The organism is Devosia sp. 2618 (genome assembly GCF_040546815.1).
In the GTDB taxonomy this organism is placed as follows: Bacteria; Pseudomonadota; Alphaproteobacteria; order Rhizobiales; family Devosiaceae; genus Devosia.
In genome coordinates, this window is the sequence record NZ_JBEPOO010000001.1 from 2759105 (window position 1) to 2779101 (window position 19997).

At 60.3% G+C, this 19997-nt stretch carries 18 protein-coding genes; 9 read left to right on the forward strand and 9 right to left on the reverse strand.

The window, feature by feature from the left end:
- Positions 1-176: 176 nt before the first annotated feature.
- The 6 genes from ABIE28_RS13820 to ABIE28_RS13845 all read right to left on the reverse strand — a co-directional run bounded on the left by ABIE28_RS13820 (position 177) and on the right by ABIE28_RS13845 (position 6767).
- Positions 177-1019: a LysR family transcriptional regulator gene (locus ABIE28_RS13820; protein ID WP_354063865.1), complete on the reverse strand. Its 843-nt coding sequence runs from the start codon at positions 1017-1019 to the stop codon at positions 177-179.
- 91 nt (positions 1020-1110) lie between these two features.
- Positions 1111-2136: a M14 family metallopeptidase gene (locus ABIE28_RS13825; RefSeq protein ID WP_354063867.1), complete on the reverse strand. Its 1026-nt coding sequence runs from the start codon at positions 2134-2136 to the stop codon at positions 1111-1113.
- Positions 2136-3305 (reverse strand): cystathionine beta-lyase, encoded by a 1170-nt coding sequence (metC, locus tag ABIE28_RS13830; RefSeq protein WP_354063869.1) that lies wholly within the window; start codon positions 3303-3305, stop codon positions 2136-2138. The genes ABIE28_RS13825 and metC overlap by 1 nt, the downstream gene beginning before the upstream one ends.
- Positions 3302-4918, reverse strand: coding sequence for a rhodanese-like domain-containing protein (locus ABIE28_RS13835; RefSeq protein WP_354063871.1), 1617 nt, complete (start codon positions 4916-4918; stop codon positions 3302-3304). The genes metC and ABIE28_RS13835 overlap by 4 nt, the downstream gene beginning before the upstream one ends.
- An 84-nt stretch (positions 4919-5002) precedes the next feature.
- Positions 5003-5611 (reverse strand): cysteine dioxygenase family protein, encoded by a 609-nt coding sequence (locus tag ABIE28_RS13840; protein ID WP_354063873.1) that lies wholly within the window; start codon positions 5609-5611, stop codon positions 5003-5005.
- Between the two features lie 139 nt (positions 5612-5750).
- On the reverse strand, positions 5751-6767 hold the full coding sequence (locus tag ABIE28_RS13845) for a YeiH family protein (protein ID WP_354063875.1): 1017 nt from the start codon (positions 6765-6767) through the stop codon (positions 5751-5753).
- Positions 6768-6800: 33 nt separating this feature from the next.
- On the opposite strand from ABIE28_RS13845, the gene ABIE28_RS13850 reads away from it, so the two are divergent.
- The 8 genes from ABIE28_RS13850 (at position 6801) to ABIE28_RS13885 (ending at position 16653) form a co-directional block, all read left to right on the forward strand.
- Positions 6801-7781, forward strand: a complete 981-nt coding sequence (locus ABIE28_RS13850) for a LysR family transcriptional regulator (protein ID WP_354063877.1) — start codon at positions 6801-6803, stop codon at positions 7779-7781.
- 142 nt (positions 7782-7923) lie between these two features.
- Positions 7924-10236 (forward strand): molybdopterin-dependent oxidoreductase, encoded by a 2313-nt coding sequence (locus ABIE28_RS13855; RefSeq protein ID WP_354063879.1) that lies wholly within the window; start codon positions 7924-7926, stop codon positions 10234-10236.
- 318 nt (positions 10237-10554) lie between these two features.
- Positions 10555-12144 carry an ABC transporter substrate-binding protein gene (locus ABIE28_RS13860; protein ID WP_354063881.1) on the forward strand — a complete coding sequence of 530 codons (1590 nt, stop codon included), beginning with the start codon at positions 10555-10557 and terminating at the stop codon, positions 12142-12144.
- A 123-nt stretch (positions 12145-12267) separates the two neighbouring features.
- The gene (locus tag ABIE28_RS13865; protein ID WP_354063883.1) at positions 12268-13248 is read left to right on the forward strand and encodes an ABC transporter permease; all 981 of its coding nucleotides are present in this window, start codon (positions 12268-12270) and stop codon (positions 13246-13248) included.
- A complete protein-coding gene (locus ABIE28_RS13870; protein WP_354063885.1) occupies positions 13241-14068 on the forward strand; it encodes an ABC transporter permease in 828 nt (275 codons plus the stop codon). Before ABIE28_RS13865 ends, ABIE28_RS13870 begins: the two co-directional genes overlap by 8 nt.
- The gene (locus ABIE28_RS13875; protein ID WP_354063886.1) at positions 14065-15081 is read left to right on the forward strand and encodes an ABC transporter ATP-binding protein; all 1017 of its coding nucleotides are present in this window, start codon (positions 14065-14067) and stop codon (positions 15079-15081) included. Before ABIE28_RS13870 ends, ABIE28_RS13875 begins: the two co-directional genes overlap by 4 nt.
- Complete coding sequence (locus tag ABIE28_RS13880; protein ID WP_354063888.1) at positions 15074-15844, forward strand: ABC transporter ATP-binding protein; 771 nt, start codon at positions 15074-15076, stop codon at positions 15842-15844. The genes ABIE28_RS13875 and ABIE28_RS13880 overlap by 8 nt, the downstream gene beginning before the upstream one ends.
- Before the next feature lie 2 nt (positions 15845-15846).
- Entirely contained in the window at positions 15847-16653 is an 807-nt protein-coding gene (locus ABIE28_RS13885) for a VOC family protein (RefSeq protein ID WP_354063890.1), read from the forward strand.
- Between the two features lie 90 nt (positions 16654-16743).
- Here ABIE28_RS13885 and ABIE28_RS13890 read toward each other — a convergent pair whose 3' ends face one another.
- The gene (locus tag ABIE28_RS13890; protein ID WP_354063892.1) at positions 16744-17526 is read right to left on the reverse strand and encodes an SDR family NAD(P)-dependent oxidoreductase; all 783 of its coding nucleotides are present in this window, start codon (positions 17524-17526) and stop codon (positions 16744-16746) included.
- Between the two features lie 421 nt (positions 17527-17947).
- Between ABIE28_RS13890 and ABIE28_RS13895 the strand changes: the two genes are divergently transcribed.
- Positions 17948-18403, forward strand: coding sequence for a hypothetical protein (locus ABIE28_RS13895; RefSeq protein WP_354063894.1), 456 nt, complete (start codon positions 17948-17950; stop codon positions 18401-18403).
- Here the strand turns inward: ABIE28_RS13895 and ABIE28_RS13900 are convergent.
- Both ABIE28_RS13900 and ABIE28_RS13905 read right to left on the reverse strand, forming a co-directional pair.
- On the reverse strand, positions 18354-18608 hold the full coding sequence (locus tag ABIE28_RS13900; RefSeq protein WP_354063896.1) for a hypothetical protein: 255 nt from the start codon (positions 18606-18608) through the stop codon (positions 18354-18356). The two genes, ABIE28_RS13895 and ABIE28_RS13900, sit on opposite strands and share 50 nt — an antisense overlap.
- A gap of 137 nt (positions 18609-18745) precedes the next feature.
- On the reverse strand, positions 18746-19864 hold the full coding sequence (locus ABIE28_RS13905; RefSeq protein ID WP_354063897.1) for a Fic family protein: 1119 nt from the start codon (positions 19862-19864) through the stop codon (positions 18746-18748).
- Between the last annotated feature and the right edge of the window lie 133 nt (positions 19865-19997).

Here is a 19997-nt window from a genome sequence, read left to right on the forward strand (position 1 = left end):
AAGCCGGACCTCACTCACCCCCCGGTCCATTCCTGCCTTAAGCTAGCACCCGATTTTCGGAGCGAACAATCAAGAACATTCGGGGTCGCACTTAAGGCCAGCTGATGTATCCTTCGATGAAGACTATTCAGCGCATAGACAGCGCACGCCTCGCTGCTGTGGCGGTGGTAATCTGCCTAGACGACGCGCAGGGTCTCGAAGACCTTTTCGGTCATGGTGCCCTTGTCACGCGGCCGCATGAACAGCTTGAAGGCAACGTCCGGCATGGAGGGCATATCTTCGGCCGAGCCCAGTACCCGCATGTCTTCAGCGACCTGGTTAAGGCTTCTGGCGGTTACGCCCAGACCGGCTCGTACGGCAGCGCGCACAGCGCCCAAATTTAGCCCCAGATAGGCGATGAACCACTTCTTGCCAGCCCCTTCCAGCGCCTCTATGGCCAGCGATCGGAACAGGCTTGGTTCGTCGGGCAGCACGAGTGGCAGAGGACGTGAGGGGTCGAAAGAAAAGCCGTCGGCACAGATCCAGACGGTCGGCGTAACCCGCAGGGTTTCACTGATAAAGCTGTCGTCCGAGCGGGTAGTGATGGCCAGATCCAGGTTGCCCTGAGCAAGGGCGTCCATCAGGAAAGGACTGCGCTCTGAATGGACTTCGAGCAGAATGTTCGGATGCGCCTTAGCAACCTTCTGCAGCAGCAGAGATAGGAATGTCTCCGTCACGTCGTAGCAGGCGCCGACGCGGAGCACGGTGAACTTGCCTCCCGCCGCAGCCGTCGACATCAGTTCGTCGTTTAATTCAACGATGCGGCGCGCATAGTCCCTGACCTTGACGCCATTCTCCGTCAGCACCTTGGTTCGCCCCTTCTTCTTGAAGAGGTCATATCCAAGCAATTCCTCGAGCCGCTGCATCTGCTGACTTACGGCGGACTGTGTACGAGAAACGTGGTCCGCCGCGGCGGCAAACGACTCTTTGTCCGCAATGGCCACAAAGGTTCTGAGGATGCTCAGATCAAGGTTTCGCATGATATCTCCTGCGGTGCGCCGCCCCGGCTTACATTAGTTACGCTAAAGCAAGAGGGGGGCCAAGCAAAGTCGCTCCATGCAGCATGCCTTGTCAGGGTATGTCCCGCCACTCGAGCGCTAGGAAGGAGAGCCGGTCACCCTCATGCACCACCGGATCGCGACGCGACATGATGACGATAGAGTCGCGGGCGGCGCAAACCAAATCCTTGTCCTCGAAGAAGTCCACGATGCGGCAGAGCGGCTCGCCGGCCTTGACCAGCGCGCCGGCAGGCGCACAGTCGACGAGCATGCCCGCCGTATCCGCATAGGCGAAGGTTCGCTTGGTGACGATCTTCCGACCGGCCGGGCCTGGAGCATCCTGTTTCGCGTCGACCATGCCAAGATGGGCCATGACGGCCTGCGTACCGGATAGGCCCGCCGCGATGGGCCCTTGCTGGAAGTCGCCACCCGAACCGACTTCGGCCATGAAGGCGGTGATGCCCTCGGCGGCGCAGGCCGCATCGATGCCGCCATTTACGCCGCCGGCAATTTCACCGGTGGCGTTGGCGAGGTCGACGCGACAGTTCAGCTTCGTGCCGAAGGACAGCGCCATGGCCTCGGTGCGTCGACCGAGGTCGGGCGACATGCCAGCATGCGCCTTGTAGACAGTGTACGGCTCGGCGCCATAGGCCGTGCCCACCGTATGAAAGCTGATCAGATGCGTGGCGTAGCGGCGCACCACCTCAAACAATATGTGGGCAACACGCTGCGAATAGGTGCCGTCTGCTCGACCCGGAAATTGCTGGTCAAGATCGAGCCAGTCCAGATTGTTGATCTTGCTGCGCCAGTTCACCGATGCAGGGTTGCTGAGCGGCGTGCAGACCACTGCCCCCCGCAACGTCTCGGGGTCTAGCTCGGCGATGAGACGACGCATAACCATGAAGGCGTTGACCTCGTCGCCATGTACTGCGCCGTTGAGCCAAAGCGTCGGGCCGGGCGCGCGGCCGTTCACAATGCAAACCGGCATCGTCAGGTCCGAGCCGCTCGAAAGCCCACCTACCCGTAGCTGACCCTTGGCAACCTGACCCGGCGCGGCGGTCGCCGAGCCGACAGAAATGACTTCGTCCCTGCTCGTCATCATGGTGCCCCTGCGCTTGAGGCAACTGTGGCGAAAGCCTGCTCGATATCGGTTTCAAGGTCCTCCACATCCTCAAGGCCGACATGTAGCCGCACCATCGGCCCGACCGACTGCTGTGGTGGATAGAGCCGCTCGCCATAGGGGGAAATCGGCATCGCCAGGCTTTCGAAACCACCCCATGAGCTGCCCACGGAAAAGAGCTGAAGCGCATCGATAAAGGCCACACTTTCAAACCCAGGCCGAAACTCAACAGAAAACAATCCCGCAGCGCCAGAAAAGTCGCGCACGAACAAATCGTGGCGCGGATGATCAGGCAGTCCAGGATGCAACACACGCACAACCTCTGGACGTGCAGCAAGCTGGGCCGCAATAGCGAGCCCGGCCTGGTGATGTCGTTCATACCGAAGGCCAAGCGTCCGCATGCCACGTAAAGTGTTGTAGCTCTCGTCGGGCGCCAGCGTCTGTCCGATCATGTTTACATGCTTGCGTAGCACAGCGTGGGCATCACCCTTTGCAACGGCGGCTCCCATCATCACGTCCGCATGGCCGCCGAGATATTTCGTGCCGGCAATGATGGAAACGTCGCAGCCCAGTTCGAGAGGGCGGTAGAGCCAGCCGGAGCCATAGGTGTTGTCGATGATGACTGTCACGTCGAATCCACTCACCTGTGCGGTTAGCATGGGGACATCCAGCAGGTCGAATGTTTGAGAACCCGGCGATTCAAGGAACAGGACCCGGGTGTTGGGTTTGAGATGGACCGACAGGTCCCGGGCGTCGGCAGGGATGTAGTCTACCGTCACGCCCATGCGAGACATCAGCACGTCGAACAGCTTTCGGGTGGGGGAGAAGACAGTGTCCACCACCAGTGCATGGTCGCCTGCCGACAGGAAGGCACCGATCGTGCCGGCCAGGGCGGCCACGCCGGTGGGAAACAGATAAGCGGCGTCGCCTCCCTCGAGATCGGCAAGGGCCGCCTGGAGCGCGTGCGCGGGTGTGGTGCCGCGCCGGCCATAGGAGAGCAGAGTTTCGTCCGTTTCACGCCGCAGTTTAATGTCGTCGTAGGAGGCAACGGTGTCGTGTAGGATAGTCGAGGCCCTCACCACTGGTGGATTGGCCGGGCCGGGACGCGCCGGAGCGCCGTAGTGCAGAAGCTTGGTTTCTCTCTTCATGCTGGTACCTCCGCGGCCGTCGATACGGGTAGTCTCACATCGAACACCGCATGCTCCTGTTCGTCCATCTGGTCTGTCAATCCACGCTCCCAGGCCAGATAGGCCCTGGCCGCGTCGAGGCCGCCCGAATGGCGGTTATGGACGAAGAAGAGGTAGTCGATCAGGTCTTCGTCCGGAGGGGTATGGGGCGTTTGCTCGAGGGCAAGGCCTGCCGACACCCAGTCGTCGCGCGTGCCGTCCAGTATCCTTATATCGGCGAAACCCGATGTCGCCAAATCGTGCGCAACAAGCGCGGCGCGCCGGCCTTCCCCGCAAACCAGGATGGTTTGCGCGCGGTTGGCCGCGATGTGATCCAGGCGCGGGCGGATCACCCATTGCGCGCCCACGATATGTGCGTTGCGATAATCGGTCCCGGGGGAAGCATCGAGCAGCACGACCCCATCTGTGCGCATCCGCGCAAATTGTCTGGCGGTCAGATGCAGCAGGCTAGCGAGTTTGCTCACCTCCGCACGTGGTGCTTCGGAGGAACCCACTATCGTCGACACGTCGAGGTCTAGGACATAAGCGTCGTGTCCCATGGCGCGGAGCCAGTAGCAGGTGCTGACGGCGCGTGGCCCAAGATCGCAGGTCAGCACAATGCGCGCGCGTCTCGTTGCAACCCAGTGGTCGGTCGCCTGAACCAGCTGGCCGCCCGGTGCATGCACGGCACCGGGCAGATGATTGGCAGTGTACTCATCCGCCGTTCGCACGTCGAAGATATAGAGGCTGCGCTCAGTTTCGGCCGTCCAGAATTTGAGCATATCCATGCTGATGCGCGGCACGCCATTGGCATTGCCGAAAGCGACAGCGCGAGCGCGCACGTGCTCCAGCTGCTGGGCAGCCAGCGGTTTGCTCTCATCGGGCGTGCTGCCATAGTCCAACGTCAGCCCGGACAACTGCCAACCCTGCGTGCCGTTGCGCAACGCAAAGATCGGATTGCGGAGTCCCAGATTGATCAGGGTCTGCGCACCGATGATCGACCGCGTGCGGCCGGCGCAGTTGATGACAATCTTCGTCGTGTCGTCCTTGAGGAGGCTATCCACGCGATAGCCCAGCTCGGCATTGGGGCACGACAGGGCGGTAGGAATGTTCATCCGCGCATACTCCTCGGGCGGACGACCATCGAGAATGACCATGTTTTCCCCCGCCTTGATCATGGAGCTCAGCTCGTCCGCCGACACCGACGGCGTTTGCATCGCGTTTTCGACGATCTCGCCAAATGCCTTGGAAGGCACGTTCACGCCCTTGAAGAGTTCAAAGCCTGCAGCGGCCCAGCCGGCCGCTCCGCCATCGAGGATACGCACATTCTGGTAGCCAAGCGTTGCTAGATGGTCGGCGGCCCGCGAAGCGATGCCGTCTCCCGACTGGTCAAAAACGACCACGCGAGACCGGATTGAGGGCACGAGCCCCTGCACCTGATATTCAAGCGTACTAAACGGGCAATTGACTGAAAAGAACGGATGGCCTTCCCCATATTGCCCATGTTCCCGAACATCCAGTAATGCGATCTCGCCGCCGTCCGAAAGGGCTGTCTTCAGTCCGGTCGGGCTGATGTAAGCGTGTGTTGCAGGCATAAAAAATCGGTCCTCGTCGCCCAGCCGGGCGAGGCGTGGGACGGTATGAAATTCAGTATGTCGATTGCTTGAGCGAGCGGGCCGTCAGCGGCGGGTCGCTACGCCAACGGTCATGGGCCTGCAGGTGCCGGCTTCCGGGTCGTAGACTGTGCGGTTCGAAAGGGTTTCGAGTGGCTGGCCATACATGTGCAAATGGCGGATGATGGCGTCGCCCCTGATTTCCACCGAATGAATGTCGTCAGGCATGAGCGCGATGGAGCGGGTCTTGGCCGAACCCAGTTCAACCACGTCGCGCTGCTGCAGTTGGGCCTTACCGGTGACGGCGCCATTGTCGAGACGATCCCAAATACCGTTATGCTCAATGCCTTCGACCCCAGCGACACAGGCCCAGGTCGTGTGATCGTGTGGCGGTATCTTCTTTCCAGGCCGCATGACGTTCAGATAGAGCGTCAGACCCTTTGGGTCGTCCTGCGCGATCATGTACCGGGCCTGCGTCTCGCCGTCCTGGGGCGCTGGATAGTCCTGTTCGGTCCACAACCACGTATCAGCCGCCAGCTTGTCGAGCGCGGCGCGCGCGGTGTCCAATGTCCCCCGTGTGACGCCGCCGGCAAGTGCGCTGCGCGTGGCAGACAATGCGGTCTGGACTGCGGCATCGCGCGCGCCGGCCTGTGTCTTGGGTGGGGTTGAGGACATGTTACGCTCCTGTCGGGCTTATGTTTCCGCGTGAGCCTAGCCGTTCGCGGCGCGGGAATTCAAATTCATAGTTTTCGCGCGTCGCTTAAACATCACTTATGTATAGGCGTGGCCTGAACAGCGCATCGGCAGCTGTCGATCAGATGGCGCTTAGCGCGACAAAGGCCAGCCCGGAGATGAATATCGAGCCGATAGCGCCCAGTGCCAAGGCGCGCCAGCCCGAGGCTCGCAGCTTGCGTGTGTCGGTCTCCAGTCCCATGGCTGCGAGGGCGATAGTCAGCAGAAGCGTCGTAATCGCCACGATCACCTCCTTGGTTATACCCATTACCGGCCACACAGAGTTGACCGCGACCACGGCCAGGAAGCCGAGTACGAACCACGGTATTGGTGGTGACTCAGCGCCGCCGGCATGCCCGCGCCACCGTGCCAATGCAGCCAGTGTGAGGATCAATGGAGCGAGCAATACGACGCGGCTGAGCTTGGCGACGGTGCCCGATTGTGTCGCCTCAAGGCCGCCTTGAAAGGTGGCCGCTGTGACCTGCGCTACTTCATGGATCGAGGCGCCGGCCCACCAACCGAAAGCGCCTCGCTCGATGCCCAACAGCGGAGCCAGAACCGGCAACGCCAGCATGGCTATCGAACCGAACACCGTGACGCAGGCAATGGCATACGCGACATCCTCGTCGGATCCGCGTGTCACAGTATTCGTCGCGATAACCGCAGAGGCGCCGCATACTGCGGTGCCTACAGCGATCAGTTCCGCCAATGCGGGTGCCACGCCGAGGAGGCGCCCGACCAATTTGATAAAGACTAAGGTTGCAATCAGGATGCCCGCCACCGCAGCAAAGCCGGCAAGACCCATCTCCGCGATCTGGGTGTAGGTGAGCTGGAAGCCCAGTAGCATGATCGACAGGCGCAGGATGCGTCGGAGCGAGAACTTGATGCCCGGCGTCGCCGTCGAGCCGACGCCTACCAGGTTGCGCACCGCCATGCCCAGGACCATGGCTAGCATCAGAGGACTAAGCGCATTCAACCCACTGGCGCGCTGGATGAGCACCGCTAGGCACGCCAGCCCGATCGTCAAAGCCAATCCGGGCAGGAGGCTTTGGACTACCGGCGCCGATACGCCAGTCGTGGTCTGGGCAGGGTGGGGCATGCGATCCGTCCTTATGCGTGGTTGACGCGCTAGGTGGACCAACAAGATCAATCATTCTATCATATTGTCTTGACCGTATTGATCGACAGAATCGATAAAGAAATGACTCTGGAACAGCTCCGCATCTTTCTCGCAGTGGCCGACGGCCAGCATATGACGCATGCCGCGACAAAGCTGGCGCTTTCCCAGTCAGCGGTCAGCGCAGCGATAGCGGCGCTCGAAACGCGCCACGACGTAAGGCTGTTCGATCGCATCGGTCGGCGGGTCAGCCTGACCGAGAATGGACGAACCTTCCTGCGCGAAGCCCGCTCGTTGCTCAGTCATGCCGAGAGCGCCACCCTGGTCTTGGACGATCTGTCCTCCAAGTTACGCGGCAAGCTGCGGGTTCACGCAAGCCAGACCATTGCCAGCTACTGGCTACCGACACGGCTTGTGGCTCTGCATGACCGCCATCCAGAGATCGCAATTGTGATGACTGTTGGCAACACCGCAAGCGTGGCCGAGGCCGTTCACGAGGGTCGCGCCGATCTTGGGCTTGTGGAAGGTGAAGTAACTCAGGGCAATCTTCGGCGTCAGGTAATCGCGCGCGACAGGCTCGTGCTGGTGATGGCAGCAGGCCACACACTCGCCGGGGCACAATCGGTACCGCACGAGGCATTCGCCGAATGGGGCTGGGTGCTCAGGGAGCAGGGGTCGGGTACCCGGTCCGAATTCGAGAGCCTGCTCACAAAGAATGGTATAAAACTATCCGACCTTAACGTTGCCCTTGAGCTCCCCTCGAACGAGGCTGTACTAGCTGCCGTGGCGGCCGGCGAGTTTCTCAGTGTGCTGTCGGAGCGAGCTGTCGCGGCGATGGCGACGGCTGGTTGGGTCCGCACATTTCCCCTCGCGCAGGCCGAGCGCTCTTTCGCCGTTCTGGTGCATCCCGATCGCCACATGACGCGTGCCAAGCAGATGCTGCTTGGCCTGCTCCCCGAGGGAGAAGGGACGATCCCGAACTCGGCCATTAGTTGAGCTGTGCATTAGAGCCGCTTCACTATTGCGCCAGATAAATCGCATTGTTTCAACGGGAAGCGCGCTCTAGCCCTTAGTTGCCAAACTAAGCGGGAACCGCAGATGTATTCATCTCCGGGTCAGCGTCAGCAGGGAGCGGCATATGGGCAAGCGGATAAGTCAAGGCGTTCCCCACAGCTCGCATTGGGGTGCGTTCTCCGTCCAGTCTCATGGCGACAAGCTGGAGGTCACACCGCATCCGGACGACCCCATGCCGTCGCCGATCCTGCCTAATCTCAATGACGCGGCATCACCCGACTGTCGCATCGGCCAGCCAATGGTGCGCAAGGGATGGCTCGAACATGGCCCTGGGCCCGACAAGAGCAGGGGTAGCGATGCGTTCGTTCCCGTCACCTGGGAACGCGCCTACGACCTTTTGGCCAGCGAGTTGCAACGTGTCGTCGACCGATACAGCAATGAGGCGATATTCGGCGGGTCCTATGGATGGTCCAGCGCCGGCAGGTTCCACCACGCGCAAAGCCAAATTCACCGCTTTCTCAATACGACGCTGGGTGGCTATTGCCGATCCGTCGGTAACTACAGCGCTGGAGCGGCTCAGGTTATCGCGCCCCACGTCTTCGGAACGCTGGAGGAAACCAACCGAAGATCGCCGATCTGGGGCCCAATGCTCTCCAATACCGAGCTTGTCGTCTCTTTCGGAGGCATGGCGCTGAAGAACAGCTCAGTCAGCGGTGGCGGAAACTCCAACCACAATGTCGCTGGCGTGTTTGAGCAACTGCAGGAGAGGGGTGTCAGGTTCGTGCTCTTCAGTCCGCTTAGGGCGGACCTGCCTGAATGGGTCCGTGCCGAATGGCATGCCATCAGACCCGCCACGGACACTGCTGTCATGCTGGCGCTCGCCCACGTGCTCATCGCTGAAAATCTGCTCGATCGCGTCTTCCTTGCAGAGCACTGTGTGGGTTTCGAACGTTTCGAAGCCTACATTCGCGGCCAGTTGGACGGCATCGCAAAGACACCCGCGTGGGCGGAACCCATCGCGCAGTTTCCTGCTGCCGACATCGTCGACCTTGCGCGCTCCATGGCGGCCAAACGTACTCTGATCACCGTCAGCCAGTCCGTGCAGCGGGCCGAACATGGAGAGCAGCCGGTCTGGGCGGCGATTACGCTCGCAGCGATGCTGGGTCAGATCGGTTTGCCGGGTGGCGGGTTTTCATATGGACTGGGCTCGATCGGCAATGTCGGTAAGCCGCCCGTGGCTGTGCCGCTGCCTACCTTGTCCCAAGGCAAGAACGGCGCTAGGGGCTTCATCCCGGTAGCACGGATTTCCGACATGCTGCTGAATCCGGGCGCGCCCTTCTCGTTCAATGGGCAAAAGCTGGTCTATCCGGACGTAAAGCTCATTTATTGGGCCGGAGGCAATCCCTTCCATCACCAGCAGGACCTAACCCGACTGGCAGAGGCCTTCTCGCGGCCGGACACCATCGTGGTCCATGAACCCTATTGGACATCCAGCGCCCGCCATGCCGATATCGTTCTGCCGGCGACGATCACCATGGAGCGGGATGACATCGGCGCTGCCGGCAACGACCCCAAAATGATCACTATGCGGAAGGCCATTGAACCATTCCAGCAATCGATGGACGAATATGATATCTTCGCCGAGTTGGCGCGGCGGCTGGATCGCTATCAGGAATTCACCGAGGGCAGAACAGCGCGCGAGTGGATGGCGTTTATCTATGAAACAACGCGAGTAGCTCTTGCCGAAAGAAGTTTGCCTTCGCCTGACTTCGATGAGTTCTGGGCGGCGGGCGAACTCGAAGTTCCCACCTCCGACAGGCTCAGTATCCTTGAGAAGTTCCGCCATGACCCACAGGGCGCGCCGCTTCCGACACCCAGCGGCAAGATTGAGATTTTTTCCGAGGTCATAGCTAGCTTCGGGTATGACGATTGTGCTGGCCATGCCGCTTGGTTCGAGCCGGAGGAGTGGCTTGGCGGTGACATCGCCGAGCGCTTTCCTGTTCAGCTGGTGGCTAATCAACCTGCATTCCGTCTGCATAGCCAGCTCGATTTCGGGCGAGCCAGCCTCGGGTCCAAGATTGCCGGACGCGAACCGCTAACCATCCATCCTGACACAGCAAAGGCGCGCGGCATTGTCCAGGGTGCGATCGTGCGTGTGTTCAATGACCGGGGGTCTTTCCTTGCCGGAGCCAATATCTCCGAGGCGATCCGCCCGGACGTCATGCAGATTGCAACGGGCGCTTGGTATGACCCGCAGGACATAGCGCCGTTCGGCACAGTCTGCGTGCATGGCAATCCCAATGCTGTCACCCGTGATCGCGGAACATCAAGCCTTGCGCAGGGGTCAACGGGCCAACTGACCATGGTCGACGTCGAACTGTTCCATGGGCCACTTCCCGAACTGCGCTGCCACAAGCCCCCGCGCCTCGACGCCTAGCGACCCCATGCGCGTGACGGGACCCGCTGAGGGGCGGGACAGCTCCTATCCGTTTGTCGGACCTGCCTGTGGATGATCGACCACACACCGCCAAACGCCAAAACATTACATTCCCTTATGGGTGACTGATAGAAAATCGATTTGTTTCGTCATTATCACCATGCTTGCATGGCATTATCGGAGCTTAGCCTTCCGCCCCGGACCGCCAAACCCATCAGCGCTGTCAATGCAATCCTTGGAGGGAGCATAACGCGCCGGACGCTGGTCATATTGCCCTAGGCATCAAGACAGGGAGTTAGCATGTTGAAGAAGAGCAGAATGAGCAGGGTCCTGCAGTGGACCCTCTTGGGAAGTCTGTGTATCGCGCCCGTAGTGGCACAGACGGAAGCACAACCGGAAATTGGCGGTACTGCCATCATCGGCCTTGCGGCCGAACCAAAGGGCTTCAACTCCGCCCTTACCAGTTCCACTCCCGACACCGTCGCGGGTTGCATGGTCTATGAGGGGCTTCTGACCATCGACACAGAAGACGGCAAGGACGAGATTTCGCCGCTGCTGGCCGAGTCTTGGGAAGTCTCGGACGACGGGCTGACCTACACCTTTCACCTGCGTACGGCGAACTGGCATGACGGGCAGCCGTTCACGTCCGAAGATGTCCGCTACACGCTTGAAGAGGTCGCTGCGAAGTTCAGCCCGATGTTCTCAGCCCAGGTCGGCGCGAATCTCCTCAAGGTCGAGACGCCGGACGAGCACACCGCCATCATCCAGCTCGAGCGGCCCTATCCCACCTTGCTGCGAACCCTCAATTGCACCTACTCTGCGCCGATCCTGCCCGCGCACATCTTCAAGGATACCGATGTGGCCACGAATCCGGCCACGACATCGGAGCCGATCGGTACAGGCCCGTTCAAGTTCGAATCCTGGCAGCGCGGCAGCCATATCAACCTCGTCCGCAATGAAGACTACTGGGAAGAGGGCAAACCCTATCTTGATGGCCTGATCATTAGGGCCCTTCCAAACGCTGCCTCGCGTATTCAAGCTCTGATGGCCGGCGAGATCGACTTCATCCCAATGGTCCATTTTCCGCTGAACGATGCGCGCATGGTCGAGAGCAATCCCAGCCTGCAGATCGTCAGGTCCGGCTTTGCGCCAGGAATGACCTATGCCGCGTTCAACCTGAAGCGCCCCCCGCTCGACGACGCCCGCGTCCGCAATGCGCTGCTTATGGCGACCGATCGTCAGTTCATTCACGACACTGCCTTTTCCGGCTTCGGCGATCTGGGCCGGGCGCCTTGGCCCTCGGGCATTGAATGGGCAGCAAATCCGGACGTAAACTACGACGTCTCCAACCCATACGACCCTGAACTTGCAGCAGCGCTTCTCGACGAAGCCGGCGTTGTTGCCGGTGCAGACGGCACCCGCTTCAGCGTCAACATCATCTATGACAGCGCCATTGCCGAACGGAACCAGGTTGCCAATGCGCTTAAGGCAAACTGGGTTTCCATCGGCGTCAATGCAAATCTGCAGCCGCTCGAGATTGCCGTGGTGATGCCGCGTGTCTTCCAGGAGCACGACTTCGACGTCTATCTGCACGACAACAACTCGTATGGCGATCCCGCAATCGGTGTCAGCCGTATCTTCGTGACCGAGTCGATCGGCCGTATTTCCGGCAATGCGGCGCAGTATTCTAACCCGGAGGTCGATGCCCTATTTGCCGCCGGTGCGAAGGAAATCGATCCGGCCAAGCGTGCCGAAATCTATCAGTCGATCCAGCCGATCCTTGTTCGCGACATGCCCGAGATGATGCTGCATGAACTCAGCGGTTTCGACGGCGCTTCCCGCAGACTCCATGGCCTCTGGGGCTGGATCGGCAATGGCCGCTGGGCTCATGCCTGGCTGGAGCAGTAATCCGCCAACCGCCTCGGCCTGACAAACACAAGCGACGCGCCGCCAGCCTCGGCGACGCGTCGAATTAAGTCGCCGCTGCCGCGCTCTGGCGCCGCGGCAGGCACATATCAAAAGGTCCACCCCATGTGGCAGTATTTTCTGAAGCGCGTGTTTTGGTCGATCGTCACGATCTTCGTGATCATCATCGTCAATTTCGTGCTAATCAAGTTGGTTCCAGGTGATCCGGTCCACGCCATGATCGGCGACTTCCCGGCGCCGCAAGACTACATAGATCAGCTCCGGCGCGACTTCGGCCTCGACCAGCCGCTTCATGTTCAGCTCTGGCTTTATCTTGGCAACCTGACCCAAGGCAATTTCGGGTTTTCCTTTGCCAACCGGCAACCGGTCCTCGACCTGATCCTGGGGCGCACCTTCAACACACTGATTCTGATCCTGCCGGCAATTGTGTTTTCGGCGATCATTGGTATCGCGCTATCCTTGGCCGCAGCGTCGCGCGGAGGTGGCTTTGATATGGCCGTTTCTGCCATCACCCTCTTTGGCTATTCCATCCCGGTTTTCTGGCTCGGCCAAGTTCTCGTTCTGATCTTCGCCATAATGCTGGGCGTTTTGCCGACGTCTGGAATGTACTCGCTGCGGGCCCCACAGAGCGGCTTCGGGGCCTTCCTCGATCTGCTGCAGCACATGATCCTGCCACTGGCCTGCATCATGGCTTTCAAGATCGCCGTATTCTCGCGCACCGCGCGCGCCAGCATTCTGGGCGTGCTGAATTCGGATTTCGTGATGACCGCGCGCGCCAAGGGGCTTTCCCGCGGCTACACGCTGTGGCGCCACGTCCTGCCCAATGCGGTAATTCCGGTCATCGCCGTCTTCGGCTACCAGTTCGGCCACGCCCTGACGAGTTCGCTGCTTGTGGAGACCGTATTCGCCTGGCCAGGCGTCGGCCAGCTGTTCGTGACGGCAGTGGGCCAGCGCGATTTCCCTGTTCTCCAGGGCATCCTCCTGCTCTCCACCATTCTCGTCGTGGTCGCCAACGTGCTTGCCGACCTGCTCTACACCATCGTCGATCCCCGGATCCGCCGCAGTTTGGGAGCGCGTCATGCGTGAGCTTTTTCAACGACTCGCCGGAAGCCCAGCAGGGTTCATCGCCGGCGGCTTTATCCTGCTGCTGATCCTGATCACGATCATCGTGCCATTGATCTACAGCGTGAACCCGATGGCGATCAGCAGCAATGCGCTGTTTCCCCCTTCTCCCCAGCACCTACTCGGTACCGACGAGCTTGGCCGCGACGTCCTGCAACTGCTGATCCACGGCGTTCGTGTGTCTTTGTCGGTCGGGCTGATATCGGCGCTGGTCGCCTCTGTACTCGGTGTACTGATCGGCGCTTGGGCCGGCTATTTCGGCGGTAGGATCGACATGTTCCTCATGCGCGTCGCCGAAATATTCCAGGTCCTGCCGACGTTCGTGCTTGCGGCGGTGATCGTTGCCATGCTCGGGCCCGGCACCACCCGCGTAATTGCCGTTATTGCCATCCTGGCCTGGCCGCAGATTGCACTGGTGATGCGCAGCGAAGTCTATCGCGTCAAGCAGATCGATTTCGTCGATGCGGTACGCTGCCTCGGCTACAGCGAAATCTACATCTTGGTGCGCGAGGTCGTCCCCAATGCGCTACGTTCGGTTGTGGCGTTGGGAACCCTCATCGTCGGCCAGGCCATCCTGATCGAGGCATCGCTCAGCTTCCTCGGTCTTAGCAGCCCCGACGTCATCAGCTGGGGCGGCATGCTCAACAGCGGCCAGCGCTATCTGTTCAACGCCTGGTGGCTATCCGTATTGCCCGGTATCGCGATCTTCCTGACCGTGCTGGCCTTCAATTTCGTCGGCGACGCGCTGAACGCCGCACTCAACCCGAAGGACACTGGACGATGACCAGCCCTCAAGTAAAGCCGCTTGTTGAGATCAGCGACCTCCATCTTTCCTATACGGTGCAGCGGGCGACCATACAGGCCTCGCGGGGCGCCAGCCTCACAATCGCACCTGGCGAGGCCGTTGGCCTGGTTGGTGAATCAGGCTCGGGCAAATCAACATTGGCCCGCGCCCTTCTTGGCTTGAACGACCCCAAAAACACACGGATCGACAGTGGATCGATCTTCGTCGATGGTACCGACGTGACGGGCTTTGGCGAGCGGGATTGGCGCGTGCTGCGCGGCTCGTCGCTCTCCATGGTGTTCCAAGACCCGCTGTCCTTTCTCAATCCGGTCATGCGCATCGACAGGCAGATTGTCGAGGGGATCCCCAAATCCTTGCGCGCCGAGGGCGTGTCGGAGCGCGTCGATGAGCTGCTCCGGCTGGTGAAGCTGCCCGAGGCGGCCCGCCGGTCCTATCCGCATGAATTGTCGGGGGGGATGCGCCAACGCGTACTGCTGGCGATGGCGCTGGCGAGCAAACCCAAGCTGCTGGTGGCCGACGAGCCGACGACTGCTCTCGATGTGACGACACAGGCCGAGATTATGGATTTGCTGGGCGAGCTGCGCCAGCGGCTGGGGATGGCAATGCTGCTGATCAGCCACGATCTGGGTCTTGTCTCCAAGGCCTGCGAACGCATCTACGTCATGTATGCAGGGCGAACCGTGGAATGGGGCCCAGGCGCCAGCATCCTGAAGACCCCAGCCCATCCCTACACCAAGGGCCTGTTCGACTCTGCGCGCGCCCTGCGCCTGCCCAATGGCCTGTTCGCCACCATCGGCGGCGACGTGCCCAATCTCGCTCACAAGATCGAAGGTTGCCCCTTCCGCATGCGCTGTCCTCTTGCCATGCCGAAATGCACGACCATGAGTCCGGCCACCCAAGTCTTGGGTCAGGATGGTCATTGGGTCAGGTGCTGGGCAGCTCAGGATAACGGTATCGCTCCGGCCCAAGGGACCGACGTTCAAAATGCATAATTCCGGCCCAATTCTGTCCATTCAGAACGTCACCAAGCGGTTCCGCAACAATGCGGGCGACTGGTTCCACGCCGTCGATGATGTTAGCCTGTCCGTAGCGCAGGGCGAGATCGTCGCCCTTGTCGGTGAAAGCGGCTCCGGCAAGTCGACGCTCGGCCGTATCGCGCTTGGCCTCATCCGCCCCGACAGCGGTAGCGTCTACCTCGATGGACGTGACCTTGCTAGTCTGAGCCCGGGCGAACTGCGCATCGCGCGCCGCGGAATGCAGCCCGTCTTTCAGGATCCCACCGCTTCTCTCAATCCGCGCAAGACGATCAAAGCCTTGCTGGCCCAGGCATCGCATCCGGATGCCGGCGAACTTGCACCCTATGCCATCGGCTTGTTGGAGAGCGTTGGCCTCACGCCCGGCAGTGAATATCTGGCCCGTTTCCCCCATGAATTGAGCGGCGGACAGCGGCAGCGTGTCGCCGTTGCACGGGCGCTGGCCATGCAACCGGCGCTTATCCTGGCCGACGAAGCCCTCTCGGGTGCTGACGTGTCCATTCGCGGACAGATCTTGAACCTGCTGCTGGATATCCGGCAGAAGCGAAACGTCGCCTATCTGATGATCACCCATGATATTTCTGTGGCTCGTGCCTTCGCGGATCGGGTGGCCGTGATGATGCGCGGTCGCATCGTCGAACATGGACCGGCGGGGGAGGTGCTTACCAATCCCACGCATGATTATACGCGCTCCCTCCTCGCCGCAGTGCCGGAGCTCTGAGTATGGCAGCACCCAGAATCGACCATCTGGTCCTCGGCGTTGCGAGCCTCGAGCAGGCAGGGGCGGATTTTCGCAATAGCGGCTTTGATGTGCTCGACCGCGGCGATGCCGCCGGCCCCATGCAGAACCGCCTCGTGCGGTTCGCAGACGGGAGCTTTCTCGAGCTTCTCGCTTTCTCGGGCGACAGCATGCACCGGTTTGCCCCGCGCTGGATCAAAGGAAGCGGCTGGATCGACTTTGCCCTCAACGCCAGCGACTTCAGTCGCCAGACTGAAGCCTTGCGAGCAGCGACGGGGCGTGACCTGCCGCGGCGCTCACTGAGCAAGCATGCGCCGACTGTGGGCAAATCCTGGGAGCTCGACCTGATCGAACCCGGCGTCGGGGCATTCGACCCCGTTCTGCCGTTTCTCATTGAAGAAAAAACGCCCACTGACTGGCGTCTGCCCCCATTAGGGGGCGACATTCGTCAGCCGCATGGCATCAGCGGGGTGCGCGGCGTGACCTGTGTCACCGATGATCTGGAACGCAGCAAGACCCTGTTGACGGCCATGTTTGGAAAGCCTGCCGCCATTTCCTCGCGTCATGGGGCCGGGACAATTGCCGTGCTGTTCGAAGACGAAAGAATTTGGGTCGAGCTCGTCCAGCCGATCAATAGCGCCACCGCGATCGGCACGCACATCCAGAAATATGGCACCGGCCTGTATGAGGCCACTCTGCTCGGCAGCGAGGTGATCGAGTCACTGCCCGCAGCAGCTAGGCACCGGGCAAAGCTGCGCGTGTCCAGCGTAGATGGCTTTCCCTTCCCCTAGAAAAGCGAAACGTCGCGCGGCATGGAGATGTTCGTCGCGCGACGGAGGAGGGCATCGGCGACAGGGCGCCCAGATGAGGATCAGCCGATCCTATTGGTCGTCGCTGACCGGAACGGTCAGGTTGAGGCAATTGCGGCCGCCGTCGATATAGATAACCTGACCCGTGACGTAAGATGCATCGTCGCTGGCCAGGAATGAGACGACGCCCGCAACCTCTTCGGTGCGGCCGAGCCGCGCCATCGGAATGCGCGACAGCACGCTCCGCCGTGCAGCGTCATTCTGCAACACACTCCGCTGACTGGCCGCGGTCAGGATGGTGCCCGGGCCCACAGCATTGACGCGCACGCCCTTGGGAGCCAGCGCAACAGCGTTGACCCGCGTCAGCTGATTGATGCCTGCCTTGGTGACCCCGTACGGCAGCTGGTCGGGAATGACCAGGGCGGCCTGCATGGACGACATGTTGACAATGGCGCCGGCGCCCTGCTTCACCATCCGCCGCGCCGCTTCCTGGGTGCCATAGAACGCGCCCATGAGATTCACGTTGAACAGGCGCCGCATGTCCTCGCCATCGACGTCCAGCACGTCCTTCTTGAGGGAATAGCCGGCATTGTTGACCATGATGTGCAAGCCGCCGCCGTGGGATTCGGCCAGATCGATCGCCGCCACGATATCGGCACGGCTGGACACGTCACACCGGATCGCCGCCGCCTTTAGCCCTTGGGCCACCAGTGACTGCGCTTCGGCTTTCGCCTTGTCGATGTCGATATCTGCCAAAACGACACTAGCCCCCTCGCTGGCCAGCCGGACTGCACAAGCCAGTCCTATGCCGTTCGCCGCACCCGTGACGACCGCAGATTTTCCCCGGTGTTTCATGACCTAACCTCATATTTTCTGCGGTGAAACTAAGGCCACACTCTGTTACGAACAAACAAAACGTGACGCGCTGTTTTATAAGTCCTGCTAATGTTTTCGAGGGGCGTCACTAAGAATATGCGGATACTCCGGTGTATCGGGCCAACAAGCAAACCGGCAGTTCTTGAGAAATCACCGACGCCATACGAACGTCCGAATGGGGCGCGTTGCGGCTGTTGCCCAGCCGCGAAGAAATGGCAGCTTCTAGCATTTCGAGCGGAGGGCCGGAATGACAGACCTGATTTCGATTACCGCCGAAGTCATCGCGAGTTGAGCAATCGCTTCGTGGTGCCGCCGCCTTGGTACCTTGATGAGTTCTCGTCCCAGCCGACGCGGTGAGATTCCAGCGAGCTATCGATCTGGCTGCCCAGTAGGAAGGCCTATGCATCTGACCCTTGCAAGCTGGTGTCAAACCAGGCGTCATATTGTGTTGTCGGGTTCGCAGCCAGCGGCCGAAGTGCGTACCGGGCACGGCAGTGCCCGATTTGCGCCGCTTTGGTCGAACCTATGGGCGATCGAGGTGGGGTACTGGCTGGGCCGCGGCCACTCGGCCAAGGCGGTCGCCGAGATCGTGGGAGACGGTACCAGTGAGGGTACGGTCAAGGGCCAGCTGCGCCGCGCCGGCCTGTGTGGATCAACGCCGCCCCGGGTGGTGGTGCCGGTTGAGATGGCGTCCTGGCAGCGCGACGCGATCGTCACTAAAGCGGCCAAGTTGGGTATCGAGCCCAATGTCTTGATCATGCGAGTGGTGGAAAGCTCGATCTTGCTCGATGATCTGTACGAGGTCGTCACTGACGGACGGTACGCGGACGCCCCTTTGCCCTCGGCTCGGAGCTGAAGTTCTCCTTCGCGAGCTCGGCCTCGCGATCGTATTCGAGGTGCGTTGCGACCAGTCCTGCGCGCTGATCGAAGTAGTGATCAACCGCCTTGCTATCGGTCTTGCCGATCAGTGCATCCTTCTTTGGGAACTTGCCCGTCATGCGTAGGCGCTGCAGCGCGCGCTCGCTGAGGCCAAAATAGGCGCGGAGTTCCGCGTCGATCATAAAGCGCGGCCAATGTGAGGGCTTCTCCATATTGCATCCATACGAATTGCGTCCCACGCAATAACAACTACAAACTTATCGTCTCACATTTCGCACTTTATGAGACGCAATGCATTTAGCTACTCATGCATGATACGCTAAAGGATATCCCTCCCCTCAGCGACATTGATCAGGCTCGGGAATGCGAAGATCGCCGGCCGCCGGCCTGACCCTTCTTGGATTTGCTGCAAGATTTCGTTGTCTCTCAACAAAGTCAAAAACCGTAACGCTGTCGCTCTTGGGATACCTGACCCGTCTGTAAAGGCCGTACTAGAGAATATTGGGCGTGAGAAAATGAAATCCACCGCCCGGGCAGCGAACTGTGAGTGTGTAATATCGACAACACGAGCCAATGTTCCTTGGTGAAGCTTGAGAATACTCTGCGCCTTGTGCTGATTTTCCGATGCCTGATCGATGATTCCTTCCAAAAAGAACGCGCACCATTGTGTCCAAGCATCGTCGCGGGAAATACCCCTCATGGATTCGACGTATTCCTCGCGCCGCTCTTCTAAATATCCGCTCATATAAAAATTCGGACCGCTAAGAATTTTTCGGGAAAACAGGAAAAGCGGGATAATCATACGCCCGAGCCGCCCGTTCCCGTCCTTAAATGGATGTAAGGCCTCAAATTCAGCATGAACGATCGCGAGCTGTACCAGGGGATCCGGCTCTTTTTCGCTCGACATGAAACCAGACCAAATGTCGAGCCCCGCCGTAAGGTGCTCTTGTGGGATCGGAACAAAGTTCGCTTCTTCGATCGTGCAGCCTTGAGGGCCAATCCAGTTCTGCTCGTTGCGGAACGCGCCCGGATCTTTGTCCCGCCCACGCACACCTTCCATGAGCAAAGCGTGAACTTCGCGGAGTAGGTGCTGGGTTAAGGGGCGCTCACGGATAGCATGCGCAGCGAAGCTTAGCGCTCGCCTGTAATTGCGAATTTCCTCGGCATCTTCGCGCTTAGGTTGACCGAGATTTCCATCGCCACCTGCTTCAATCTCAAGGACCTCGCCCATGGTAACATTGGTGCCTTCGATTTTTGAAGACAGAACTGCCTCTTGAGTAGTCAATGGGGACAACAAGACGGAGGCATTGGGTATGGCCGCAACTAAGCCATCATATCGCGCCAGAGATGCATTTGCCCGGCCAATAAGTGGGACCAAATCTGCCCACTCGATCTGCTTCGGCGGGAACTTTCCAAGATGGTAACGAACAGAAGGCACTGGCATCTCTCGATTTATTTTCGATCACCTTAACAGGCTTCGCTCTTCCGCTGCCAGTTCATCCTGATCCTCGCCGGAAGACAGGTAAGAATAAGCGTCCAAAGTCAAGTTGATGGTGAAGTCGCCTACGCGA

What these genes read in the sequence shown, in the direction of transcription:
- ABIE28_RS13865 (WP_354063883.1), top strand. Translation starts at nt 12,268, where the DNA reads ATGTGGCAGTATTTTCTGAAGCGCGTGTTTTGGTCGATCGTCACGATC.
- ABIE28_RS13875 (WP_354063886.1), top strand. Translation starts at nt 14,065, where the DNA reads ATGACCAGCCCTCAAGTAAAGCCGCTTGTTGAGATCAGCGACCTCCAT.
- ABIE28_RS13855 (WP_354063879.1), top strand. Translation starts at nt 7,924, where the DNA reads ATGGGCAAGCGGATAAGTCAAGGCGTTCCCCACAGCTCGCATTGGGGT.
- metC (WP_354063869.1), bottom strand. Translation starts at nt 3,305, where the DNA reads ATGAAGAGAGAAACCAAGCTTCTGCACTACGGCGCTCCGGCGCGTCCC.
- ABIE28_RS13870 (WP_354063885.1), top strand. Translation starts at nt 13,241, where the DNA reads ATGCGTGAGCTTTTTCAACGACTCGCCGGAAGCCCAGCAGGGTTCATC.
- ABIE28_RS13820 (WP_354063865.1), bottom strand. Translation starts at nt 1,019, where the DNA reads ATGCGAAACCTTGATCTGAGCATCCTCAGAACCTTTGTGGCCATTGCG.
- ABIE28_RS13890 (WP_354063892.1), bottom strand. Translation starts at nt 17,526, where the DNA reads ATGAAACACCGGGGAAAATCTGCGGTCGTCACGGGTGCGGCGAACGGC.
- ABIE28_RS13860 (WP_354063881.1), top strand. Translation starts at nt 10,555, where the DNA reads ATGAGCAGGGTCCTGCAGTGGACCCTCTTGGGAAGTCTGTGTATCGCG.
- ABIE28_RS13885 (WP_354063890.1), top strand. Translation starts at nt 15,847, where the DNA reads ATGGCAGCACCCAGAATCGACCATCTGGTCCTCGGCGTTGCGAGCCTC.
- ABIE28_RS13835 (WP_354063871.1), bottom strand. Translation starts at nt 4,918, where the DNA reads ATGCCTGCAACACACGCTTACATCAGCCCGACCGGACTGAAGACAGCC.
- ABIE28_RS13900 (WP_354063896.1), bottom strand. Translation starts at nt 18,608, where the DNA reads ATGATCGACGCGGAACTCCGCGCCTATTTTGGCCTCAGCGAGCGCGCG.
- ABIE28_RS13825 (WP_354063867.1), bottom strand. Translation starts at nt 2,136, where the DNA reads ATGACGAGCAGGGACGAAGTCATTTCTGTCGGCTCGGCGACCGCCGCG.
- ABIE28_RS13840 (WP_354063873.1), bottom strand. Translation starts at nt 5,611, where the DNA reads ATGTCCTCAACCCCACCCAAGACACAGGCCGGCGCGCGCGATGCCGCA.
- ABIE28_RS13845 (WP_354063875.1), bottom strand. Translation starts at nt 6,767, where the DNA reads ATGCCCCACCCTGCCCAGACCACGACTGGCGTATCGGCGCCGGTAGTC.
- ABIE28_RS13895 (WP_354063894.1), top strand. Translation starts at nt 17,948, where the DNA reads ATGCATCTGACCCTTGCAAGCTGGTGTCAAACCAGGCGTCATATTGTG.
- ABIE28_RS13880 (WP_354063888.1), top strand. Translation starts at nt 15,074, where the DNA reads ATGCATAATTCCGGCCCAATTCTGTCCATTCAGAACGTCACCAAGCGG.